This window comes from Mycobacterium szulgai, assembly GCF_002116635.1.
In the GTDB taxonomy this organism is placed as follows: Bacteria; Actinomycetota; Actinomycetes; order Mycobacteriales; family Mycobacteriaceae; genus Mycobacterium; species Mycobacterium szulgai.
Genome location: NZ_LQPW01000152.1, coordinates 39988 through 50495 on the forward strand (window position 1 = coordinate 39988; position 10508 = coordinate 50495).

A 10508-nucleotide genomic window follows, 5' to 3' on the forward strand; every position below is an offset into this window, starting at 1 on the left:
AGAAGAAAAGAGCTAAGGCCGATACGCCTGGCCCAGCAACAATTCCGCGACCGGCCACGGCAACCAGCCCGGCATGGTCAGCTCGCGGCGCGAATCGCCCACCTCGAACCCGGCGTCGACGATCGAGCGCTCGGTATCGCGATGCGTGTGACAGTTGCCGAAGAGCCTGGGCCACAAGGTGGCATCGGCCAACCGCTGCAATCGGCCCCTACCGCCGGGGCTGGCCACATGCTCGAGGTAACGCAGTTGCCCGCCCGGGCGAAGCAATGAATGCAGCCGTCGCAGCACCCCGTCGGGATCGCTCACCGAGCACAGCACCAGCGAGCACACCACCGCATCGAACGGCTCACTGGTGCTGAACTGCTCCACCGTCAACCCGCTCAGCGCGACCTCAACAGACGCACTGGCCACTGCGGTGAGGGCCCGGGCCGCCAGCCGCGGTTCCGGCTCCACGGCCACGACACACTCGACGGACTCGGGGTAGATCGCGAAGTTCGTGCCGATACCCGCACCGACTTCGAGCACGCGGCCCGACAGGCCCGCCAGATTCGCCCGGCGCAGTTCGCGGATCGCCTTGACTTCGTGGGAGGCCACCACAGGCCAGATCCTGGCGAAGAACGGGTGGTCGACCGTGCCCGCCGTGGCGGCGGTCATGCCGAGGATTCCGCCGAATCGCGATGCGCCATAACCCAATCCACCATCTGTCCTGAAGTAGCTTTACCGCCGACCTGCGAGCCAACCAGCCCGGCCACCATGTGGCCACACAGTACTGCCCCGAGAACCCGGTCCGCGAACGAGTCGACATCACCGAAGGGCAGATGCGGTTTGGCGATCAACAGGGCCGCCACGCCGTGCGCGGCAGTCCATAGCTCCAGGGCAATGGTGGTCGGGTCGTCGGTCCGGTAGACACCCTCGTCCATCAGGGATTGCACCGAAGCACGCATGTGCTTGAAAGCGGTGCTGTCCAGAGCCATATCGACGTTGCTTCCCGACCGCCACTCACCCATAGTGGCCAGCCGATACAACTCCGGGGTTTGCACGGCGAACCGGACATAAGCAAGCCCCTGGGCGCGCAGTACATCCACGGTGGACGATTGCCCAATGGCCACCTGCTCCATCGCCTGATCGAGCCTGGCCAGATAGCGTGCGCACACCGCGTCCAGAAGGGCGTCTTTGTCCTTGAAGTGCAGGTAGATCGACGGCGACGTAACGCCGACCCGTTGCGCCACCGATCGGATCGACACGGCTCTGGCTTGGCCGGTTTCCAGCAGCAATTCCGTTGCGGCGTCCAGGATTTCGTGACGGAGGCGATCACCTGACCCACGCGGGGCACGCTGCCGGCGAAGGCCCTCCACCGACACGTCAACCATCGCGCGTCACCGCCGCGGGCACGGGACGGTCGTCGCCGGATTCGACGACCCCTCGGGCAGCGGGGATATCGGCGGCAGCGGAAGCGTCGAACGCGCCGCCCTCGTTGATGCCGAACCGTTCATGCAGCCACACCAACGGCTTGGGCGCCCACCAATTCCACCGGCCCATCACATGCATGAACGCCGGCACCACGACCATCCGGACCAGTGTGGCGTCGGCGGCCACGGCAAGCGTCAAGCCCAGGCCGAACATCCGCATGAACGACACATGCGCGGCGATCAGCGCGGCGAACGACATCGACATCACCAATGCGGCCGCGGTGATCACCCGGCCGGTGCGCGCCACGCCGTGCGCCACGGCCTCGTCGTTGGCGGCATGCGCCTGGGCCGCGCTCACTCGCGCCGGCCGCGCCGCCCCCGACTCCAGCCAGTACTCGCGGATCCGGGAGAGCAGGAACACCTCATAGTCCATGGACAGCCCGAAGGCGATGCAGAACAACAGCACCGGCATGTTGGCCACCAGTGTCCCGCTCGGAGTGGTGCCCAGCCCACCGAGATGGCCGTCCTGGAAGATCCACACCAGCGAGCCGAACGCCGCGGTCAGCGAAAGCATGTTGCATACCAATGCCTTGGCCGGCAGCACCACGCTGCCGGTCAGCAGGAACAGCAGGATGAAGGTGATGACGGCCATCAACCCCAGCACCAGCGGAAGCCGGTCCATCACCGCGTCGACGCTGTCCCGGTTGATTTGGGCGACACCGGCCAGCTCAACGGATCGGCCGCCAGGTCCCGCGACCGCGCGCAGCCGCTTGAGCTGGGCGTCGGAGGCTTGCGAGAACAACGGCGCGGTGCTGCTGACAGTCAAAAAGGCACTGCCGTCGGCCATGCCGGTGGCAGCGGCCGGAGGGCCGACCCGGTTGCCATCGACGTAGGTTCCGCTCGGTGCCGTCACCGACGCCACATCGGGCACCCGCGACAGATTGGCGGCGTAGCCGTCCAGGTCGCCCGGGCCAAGACCGCGGGCATCGGGGATGACGACGGGCACCACCGTCGCGGGGTCATGGGCGAAGTCGTCCCGCAGGATGTCGCCAACCTGGTGCGACGACGCAGATGCCGGCAGCACGCGGTCATCCGGGAAGCCCCATTTCACGGTGAAGAACGGCAACCCGAGCAACACCAGCACGCCGATCACCGCGGTTCCGATCGGCAGCCAGCGGCGCATCACGAACTTGCTGCACCGGTACCAGAACAGCTCCTCGACCGGCTTGTGCACCGGGTCCGGCCGGCGCAATGCCCGGCGCGCCAGCCGGCGCACGTCCAAGGAGTCCAGCCGGGGACCCAGCAACACGATCGCGGCCGGCGTGATGACAATGGACGCGGTTGCCACGAAGGCCACCGTGGCCACCCCGGCGTAGGCGAACGACTTCAGGAAGTACATCGGGAACAGCGCCGTGGCCGACATCGACAAGGCCACGGTGACCGCGGAGAACAACACGGTGCGCCCCGAAGTGGCCATGGTCCGGATGAGCGCCTGGTGCGGGTCACTGCCCTCGGCCAGCTCGTCGCGATAGCGGCTGATGATCAGCAACGTGTAGTCGATGGCCAGCGCCAGCCCCATCGCGGTGCTGAGGTTGAGTGCGAAGATCGAGACCTCGGTGGTGAAAGTGATAAGACGCAGCACCGACATCGAACCCACGATGGCCAGCGCTCCCAGCGCCATCGGCAACGCTGCGGCCAGCAGCCCCCCGAACACCCAAACCAGCACCAGGAAGCTCAGCGGGATGGCGATCATCTCCATCACCAGCAGGTCGTCCTGGTTCTGCGTGTTGATCTGGGCGTACTCCATGGCGGCGCCACCGGCGCGTACGGTCACGCCGTCGCGGTCGTGTGCGACTTGGTCGGCCAGGGTTTTGGCATTTTTCTGGGCGTCGTTCTCGCCGCCCTTGAGGTTGACGACGATCAAGCCGGATTTACCGTCGGTGCTGATCAGATCGGCGGCGGCGGCCGGCGGGACGGTCCAGGCCGAGGTGACGTTGAATACCAACGGCGATCGTTGCAGCTGGTCGGCGATATCGGTGCCGGCTTTGCGGGCCTGGTCGCTATTGACGCCGCTCGGCGCGGTCAGCACGATGAGCATCTTCTGACCGCTCTGCCCGAACTTGTCGGTCAAGACCTTGATGGCCTTTGCCGATTCTGAGTTCGGATCTTGGAAGCCGCCGGGCGACAGACTCTCGGCGACCGGGATGCCGAAGACCGCGGCGGCTATGAAGACCAGGAGCGCAACCCCGATGATCCGTCGCGGCGCCGCAATGGCAAATCGAGCAATCCCCTGAAGCATGTTGCGTCCCTCCACCGCGGATGCCGTTCGCCCGAGGGCCGGCACCATATCCGCGATAACTTATCAGCGCTAACTTACAGGTGTCAAACACCAGACCCGTCCTATCGACGAGGGCGAACGCTCGACGGTTCACATTCGCTGCCACCAGCGGGGCATCAACCTACCCAGCGGTAAGAATTGCCATCATTTTCCGAATCGTGACTCACTGAATCCTTAATGGTGACTCCTACGCTCAGTGTCATGTGGATCGACGACTCGAGTGCCGACGTCATCAAGGCTGACTTCGAGGCTCTCTACCACGGCGACATGCTCGTCGAAGGTGAGTGCTCCGAGCAGCTCGAAGACTGGCACCCGCTCCCGACGGCAAGCTGAGGCAGCACCATGGGCGTAATTGCGCGGCTACTCATGGCCGAACCCGACCTCAAGCGATGGTTCCGTCGATAGTGACGACTCCGCCTGAGTGAGCCCCCCGCTGATGCGGGGGGCTTTCTGCTTCTCGGGGCCTATCGAGGCGCCATCCGGATGGCACCGTCCAGCCGGATGACCTCTCCGTTGAGCATCGGGTTTTCCACGATGTGCACGGCCAGCGCCCCGTACTCGTCCGGGTTTCCCAACCGAGAGGGATGCGGTACCTGCTTGCCCAGCGATTCCCTGGCCGGTTCCGGCAACCCTGCCAGCAGTGGCGTGTCGAACAGGCCGGGGGCGATGGTGACCACCCGGATCAGCTTGCTGGCCAGGTCGCGAGCCACCGGCAGGGTCAGGCCGACGACGCCGCCCTTGGAGGCCGAGTAGGCCGCTTGGCCGATCTGGCCGTCGAAGGCAGCCACCGAGGCGGTGTTGACGATGACGCCGCGCTCTTCACCGATGGGCTCGGTCTTGGCAATCCGCTCGGCGCCCAGCCGAATCACGTTGAAGGTGCCGACCAGGTTGATGTCGACGATCTTGCGGAATGCGGCCAACGGGAAGACGCCGTCCTTGCTCAGCACTCGGATGGCATTGCCGGTACCGGCGCAGTTGACGACGATGCGCAGCGGGCCCAGCGATTCGGCGAGATCCAGCGCGCTGGTGACGGCGGCCTCGTCGGTGACATCGGCCTGCGCGAAATGCGCGCGGTCGCCGAGTTCGGCAACTGCCTCCTCGCCGCGCAGATCCAGCACGACGACCTGCGCACCGGCGTCGAGCAGGCGCTTGGTGGTGGCCAGACCCAGCCCCGATGCGCCACCGGTCACGACTGCTACGGCGTCCCTGATTTCCATTCGGTTCCTCCCTATCGGTCCCAGGCCCTGAGTACGGCCTCGATGTCCGTCTGCGCGGCGTCCGGCGGCCGCGGCCGACCCGGTGCGGTGCGCGAAAACCGCGGGGCCGGCATCGGCTGCAAGCCGCCATTCACCTCATAGAAGGTGTTGCGTTCGGTGATGTGCGGCTCGGTCTCCACCTCACCGAACGCCAGCACCGGCGTCACGCACGCATCGGAATCGGCGAACACCTTGGCCCAGTGATCGCGGTCGCGGCTGGCGAAGGTCTCGGTGAGGCGGGCCCGCAGTTCGGGCCAGCGGGTGACGTCGTTCTGGGCCGGCAGGTCGGCGGCGTCCAGTCCCAGCCCCGACAGCATGGCCGCATAGAACTGCGGTTCGATGGCGCCGACGGCGACATAGCGGCCGTCGGCGCATTCGTACGTGTCGTAGTAGGGCGCGCCGCCGTCGAGCATGTTGGTGCCGCGCACGTCAGACCACATGCCGGTGGCCCGAAACGCCCACATCATCTGGATCAGCACGCTGGAGCCGTCGACCATAGCGGCGTCGACCACCTGGCCCTTGCCCGAGCTTTGGCGTTCCCAGAGCGCGCTCAAGATGCCGACCAGCAGGAACATCGAGCCGCCGCCGAAGTCACCGACCAGATTCAGCGGCGGCACCGGGCGCTCGTTGACCCGGCCGATCGAGTGCAGGATGCCGTTGAGCGAGATGTAGTTGATGTCGTGGCCGGCCTGCTGGCTACGCGGGCCGTGTTGGCCCCAGCCCGTCATCCGCGCGTAGATCAGCCGTTCGTTGACTTTCGCGCAGTCTTCGGGACCCAGCCCCAGCCGCTCGGTGACGCCGGGGCGGTAGCCCTCGATGAGGACGTCAGCCCTGGCGACGAGTTTGAGCACGAGTTCGCGACCCTCGTCGGACTTGAGGTTGGCGGTGATGATGCGCCGGTTGCGCAGCGTGGCGTCTTTAGATGTGCCGCCGGGGCCGCTTGTTGGACGGTCGATGCGGACCACGTCGGCGCCGAGGTCTCCCAGGATCATCGCCGCGTGCGGGCCCGGCCCGATACCGGCCAATTCGACAACACGTAGTCCGGTCAGCGGTCCCGCCATGATGCAACCCTTCGGTCGTTCGTCCACTTTGACGCCCTTGGCATCTTCGCAGCCGCAGATGTCGGCCCTGCACCCCGGTCACCTAGGGTGGGGCCCATGCTGGAATCCGGGATCGACACACTGGCTCCCGTTGCGGGACTGCGGGTGGGACTGGCCGACGCAGTACTGTCGGTGACCATCGACCGTCCCGAAAGCCTGAATTCGCTCACGACCTCGGTGCTGGCCGGAATCGCCGACGCGATCGAATGGGCGGCCACCGATCCGCGGGTGAAAGTGGTGCGCATCGGTGGCACCGGGCGCGGCTTCAGCTCGGGGGCTGGCATGAGCGCCGAAGACGTTGCGGGCGGCGATACCGGAATCGCGACCATCACCGAGATCAACCGCACGGTACGGGCGATCACCAAGCTGCCGCATCCAGTGGTTGCGGTCGTGCAGGGACCCGCAGCCGGCGTCGGGGTCTCGCTGGCACTGGCATGCGACCTCGTATTGGCATCTGAGAAAGCATTTTTCATGCTTGCCTTCACCAAAATCGGGTTGATGCCCGACGGCGGCGCCTCGGCCTTGGTGGCGGCCGCGATCGGGCGAATCCGTGCCATGCGGATGGCGCTATTGCCCGAGCGGCTGCCCGCCACCGAGGCGCTGTCCTACGGATTGGTCAGTGCGGTGTATCCGGCCGAAGACTTCGAAACCGAAGTGGACCAAGTGATTTCGAGATTGCTGGCCGGCCCTGCCGTGGCCTTCGGCAAGACCAAGCACGCGATCAACGCCGCCACCCTTACCGAACTCGAACCCACCCTGCAGCGCGAATTCGACGGTCAGGTCACGCTATTGCGAGCACACGACTTTCTCGAGGGCGCAGTCGCTTTCCAGCAGCGCCGCTCCCCCGTCTTCACCGACTGAAAGCTCAGACTCCGAACAGCGGGGGCAGCGCAAGCACCATCATCAGGCCCCAGACGAAGTGGGTCAGCATGGGCGCCAGTATCCCGCCGGTGGCCCGGCGCTCGAACGCACAGACCGTGCCCAAGATGACCGCCGCGAAGCCCAGCATCGGGTTGGCACTGGCCATCGTGGCGCCGATGTAGAGGATGGTGGAAATGAGCACCGGGAAGTGCCTGCCCAGCGCGGTGTAGAGCGCTCCGCGGAAGAACATCTCCTCGGCCAGGCCGTTGATCAAAGTGATCGCCACAACCAGCTCAAAAGATCCCAGATTCGCGAATTTCAGCACATGCGTGATCAATTCGGCGACCCGCGGAATCTCCCTGGCGATCAAACCGCCCAGCACAAAGACGCCGCCGAGCAGTAACCCGACCGTGGTGCCGGTGATGACCGGACGCTGATTGCGGCCACGCCAGCAGATGCCGCCCAGATGCAGCGGCCCCGACGCCCACGAGCCGACGATCCACACTGCGGCGAGCAACAGCGTCAGCCAGTAAAAGTTGGCGTCGCCGGCTTCCCGCCGCAGCGAATAGCCCAACAACACGGCACCGGCTACCAGCGTGATGGCAACGACGATACGACGGCGCAGCACTATCGCGGGCGGTTCATGGTGTGGCACAGCAACGTTGACGAGCGCACGGCGCAGCTCTTGAAAAGCGTTGGCCTGGTAGGGAACGGCGGACTGGCTCATACAGGGCGCACCTTCGGGCTCAGGGTGATCAGGATGTCCAGACTTGTTCGCAGCGCACCGGCAAGCGGGCCCGGCACGATGTCCAACAAGCCTAGAGTGGGCCGCGCGACGGCCGGTGTCACCGCCCCCGCGAGTCGGCGGATGCGCAGCACGTCGCCGCCGGCCCAGATCGGGTCGGTGTCGGCGAGGTGATGGGGATCGGCCAGCTCATTGACCGGCCGGGGCACGTGGTTGCCCGACAACGCCAAGGCGATGGCGTCGTCGACACCGAGCAGGCCACCGGGCGGGTCGGGCACTCGGTCCTGCAGCCCGCTACCCGATGCCCGCATCGGATGGTCCAGTGATTCCACCAGGTCCCCGGCCAGACCCTGGGGCACCGGCAGCGCCACCGCCGTGAACAGCGACGCGGCCGCGGTGCCGATGCCGTACACCCGCCAGGCGGCATGCCAGCGGCCGGAAATGTGCGAATACTTTTTCAGCAGCTCGCGATAAGAGGTGGTGTCCGGGCCACAGATGTCGTAGGCGCCCGGCGGAACCTTCGTCCCGTCGGCCGCGGCAACGAGATAGTGCAACACGTCGCGGATGGAGATCGGGTCAATGGGATTGTGCATCCAGGCCGGCATCGGCATGAGCGGGAAGCGGTCGCCGACGTAGCGCAGCATCTCAAAAGACGTGGACCCGGCGCCGATAATAAGTGCCGCACCCAGCCATACCAGCTCCGGACCGTCCTCGATGGTCAGCGCCTCCGCTACTTCGGCCCGGCTGGCCAGGTGCTCGGACAGCCCCTCGTCTTCGGGTACGAAGCCACCCAGGTAGACGATGCGCCGCACGCCGGCCTCCTTGGCCGCATTGGCGACGTTAGCTGCCGCGGCGTTGTCCGCCTGCCGAAAGCCGGTTTGGCCTAGGGCGTGGACCAGGTAATACACCACGTCAACCGGGCCAGCGGCGGCCATTCCCGCCCGCACTGACGCCCGATTCGACGCGTCGAGCTGGACCGGTGTGACGTCGCCGAACCAGCCGAAGCGCTTGAGCCGAACCGGATTTCGGGTCGCGGCCACGACCTGGTGTCCGTTCGCCAATAACGCCGTGACCAGTCGCGATCCCACATAGCCGGTGGCGCCGGTTACCAACATCCGCATGATTCCAACGTAACGCGGCGGCCGGGACGGTCTCCGGGCACCGGGGACAAAGCGCACATTGCCGCGACTTGTCCGCTGCGGATGCAATCATTGCCAGAGTCCCGAATAGCCCACGTCCAGGAAAATTCGACGTTGCTAAAGGGACCCATTCCGGCTGCAGGACATTCTGCACATTTCGCCGCACCCAGCGTTGCGGCGGACCTAGGCTACCTCCTACCAATGCATCGATGACCACCAAGGACACGGAGCGGGATTGCTCAGTCCAGTGATGGACGTAAGCGGATGGGAAGGTAGCTGGTGTCCTACATGATCGCGTCGCCAGAGCTAATGACCTCTGTGGCAACGGATTTAACACACATCGGATCTTCGATGACCACAGCGAGCGCGGCTGGGGCTACCAAGACGACACAATTGCTGACCGCTCGCGCTGCCTGCGTCGGCGGCAGTGGCGGCAGTGGCGGCATTGGTGAAGCCACTCCGGTCAGTGGCGAACCCGGCCTCGGGGGTACCGGCGGAACGCTGCTCGGCTCAGACGGGCCCAACGGCCTGCCATGATGCGCTCAGCGCCGCTGGCGGCATGTCAACAATGGATGCGCGAAAAATATTTCACATTCGGTGCATTTTCTTTCGCTGACCCCTTGTATTTCTTGCTCAAGTCAAGGGCGCCGCGAAAAGGAATTATGCTGCTGATCACGAATTGCGATTGCGGACTGACGAGTGTATTGGAAGATCAATAGTGTCGATATTGTTCGCATCCCCGGAGTTGATGTCTGGCGCAGCGTCGAATCTCGCGAACATCGGTTCATCGATCACCGCGGCCGCCGCGGCTGCGGCTCCCCAGACGACGCAACTGCTCGCCGCCGGGGCGGACGAAGTATCGATCGCGATTACCGCGTTTTTTGAGGCACATGCCAGCAGCTACCAGTCGCTGAGTGCGCATGCTGCCGCTTTTCATGACCAGCTGGTCCAGGCCCTGGCTGCGAGCAGCGTCGCCTACGCCCACGCCGAAGCCGCAAATGCTTCGCCCCTCCAGATGGCACTGGATGCGCTCAATGCTCCGACCCTGGCACTGCTGGGGCGTCCGCTGATTGCCAACGGCGCCAACGGAACTCCGGGCACCGGGGCGGCCGGACACGCAGGCGGAATCTTGGTCGGCAACGGCGGCAACGGCGGGTCGGGCGCGGCCGGGCAAAACGGTGGAGCCGGCGGGGCCGGCGGGTTGCTGTTGGGCTCCGGCGGAAACGGTGGCGGCGGCGGTACCGGAACTACCACCGGTGGGGCCGGGGGCGCCGGCGGCCTGTTCGGCGTCGGGGGCGCCGGCGGCACCGGTGGGCTCAACCCCACAGGTGTCGGCGGCGTCGGTGGGGCCGGCGGCAACACGTGGTTATTCGGCACCGGCGGTGCCGGGGGCGTCGGCGGACAAGGCAGCAGCATCGGCGGGCACGGCGGTGGCGGCGGCGCCGGTGGGTGGTTCGGCGGTACGGGTGGCGCCGGCGGCGTCGGCGGGGGCGGCATTGCCAGCCTGGGAGGCGATGGAGGAATGGGCGGCAGCGGCGGCCGGCTGCTCGGTGTGGGCGGGGTCGGTGGCTGCGGCGGGTTCGGCAATACCACCGGTGGGCAAGGCGGCGTTGGCGGGGCTGGCGGTTTGGTCGGGGCAGGCGGCGACGGAGGGATGGGC

General features: G+C 66.2%; 11 protein-coding genes. 4 read left to right on the forward strand and 7 right to left on the reverse strand.

Annotated features, from left to right (window positions below; translation table 11 throughout):
- Positions 1 to 12 precede the first annotated feature (12 nt).
- Genes AWC27_RS22930 through AWC27_RS22940 form a run of 3 tightly spaced genes read right to left on the reverse strand, consistent with a single transcriptional unit; the run spans position 13 to position 3708 of the window.
- Positions 13 to 654: a class I SAM-dependent methyltransferase gene (locus AWC27_RS22930; protein ID WP_085672579.1), complete on the reverse strand. Its 642-nt coding sequence runs from the start codon at positions 652 to 654 to the stop codon at positions 13 to 15.
- Positions 651 to 1370: a TetR/AcrR family transcriptional regulator gene (locus tag AWC27_RS22935; RefSeq protein WP_085672580.1), complete on the reverse strand. Its 720-nt coding sequence runs from the start codon at positions 1368 to 1370 to the stop codon at positions 651 to 653. Before AWC27_RS22935 ends, AWC27_RS22930 begins: the two co-directional genes overlap by 4 nt.
- Positions 1363 to 3708, reverse strand: coding sequence for an MMPL family transporter (locus AWC27_RS22940; protein WP_085672587.1), 2346 nt, complete (start codon positions 3706 to 3708; stop codon positions 1363 to 1365). The genes AWC27_RS22935 and AWC27_RS22940 overlap by 8 nt, the downstream gene beginning before the upstream one ends.
- A 240-nt stretch (positions 3709 to 3948) precedes the next feature.
- Between AWC27_RS22940 and AWC27_RS32885 the strand changes: the two genes are divergently transcribed.
- A complete protein-coding gene (locus AWC27_RS32885) occupies positions 3949 to 4080 on the forward strand; it encodes a hypothetical protein (protein WP_139801883.1) in 132 nt (43 codons plus the stop codon).
- A gap of 131 nt (positions 4081 to 4211) precedes the next feature.
- On the opposite strand, the gene AWC27_RS22950 is transcribed toward AWC27_RS32885, so the two are convergent.
- Positions 4212 to 4964 (reverse strand): 3-hydroxyacyl-CoA dehydrogenase, encoded by a 753-nt coding sequence (locus tag AWC27_RS22950; protein ID WP_083115772.1) that lies wholly within the window; start codon positions 4962 to 4964, stop codon positions 4212 to 4214.
- Positions 4965 to 4975: 11 nt separating this feature from the next.
- Positions 4976 to 6064 carry a CaiB/BaiF CoA transferase family protein gene (locus AWC27_RS22955; protein ID WP_085672588.1) on the reverse strand — a complete coding sequence of 363 codons (1089 nt, stop codon included), beginning with the start codon at positions 6062 to 6064 and terminating at the stop codon, positions 4976 to 4978.
- A 96-nt stretch (positions 6065 to 6160) separates the two neighbouring features.
- On the opposite strand from AWC27_RS22955, the gene AWC27_RS22960 reads away from it, so the two are divergent.
- On the forward strand, positions 6161 to 6964 hold the full coding sequence (locus AWC27_RS22960) for an enoyl-CoA hydratase (RefSeq protein WP_085672581.1): 804 nt from the start codon (positions 6161 to 6163) through the stop codon (positions 6962 to 6964).
- 4 nt (positions 6965 to 6968) lie between these two features.
- Here AWC27_RS22960 and AWC27_RS22965 read toward each other — a convergent pair whose 3' ends face one another.
- Together AWC27_RS22965 and AWC27_RS22970 are read right to left on the reverse strand one after the other, a co-directional pair.
- Positions 6969 to 7691: a CPBP family intramembrane glutamic endopeptidase gene (locus AWC27_RS22965; RefSeq protein WP_085672582.1), complete on the reverse strand. Its 723-nt coding sequence runs from the start codon at positions 7689 to 7691 to the stop codon at positions 6969 to 6971.
- Positions 7688 to 8830: an NAD(P)H-binding protein gene (locus AWC27_RS22970; protein ID WP_085672583.1), complete on the reverse strand. Its 1143-nt coding sequence runs from the start codon at positions 8828 to 8830 to the stop codon at positions 7688 to 7690. The genes AWC27_RS22965 and AWC27_RS22970 overlap by 4 nt, the downstream gene beginning before the upstream one ends.
- Before the next feature lie 306 nt (positions 8831 to 9136).
- Between AWC27_RS22970 and AWC27_RS22975 the strand changes: the two genes are divergently transcribed.
- Together AWC27_RS22975 and AWC27_RS22985 are read left to right on the forward strand one after the other, a co-directional pair.
- Positions 9137 to 9385 (forward strand): PE family protein, encoded by a 249-nt coding sequence (locus AWC27_RS22975; protein WP_264079411.1) that lies wholly within the window; start codon positions 9137 to 9139, stop codon positions 9383 to 9385.
- Positions 9386 to 9566: 181 nt separating this feature from the next.
- Positions 9567 to 10508: PE family protein (locus AWC27_RS22985; protein ID WP_085672586.1), on the forward strand; the 942-nt coding region annotated here is incomplete at its 3' end.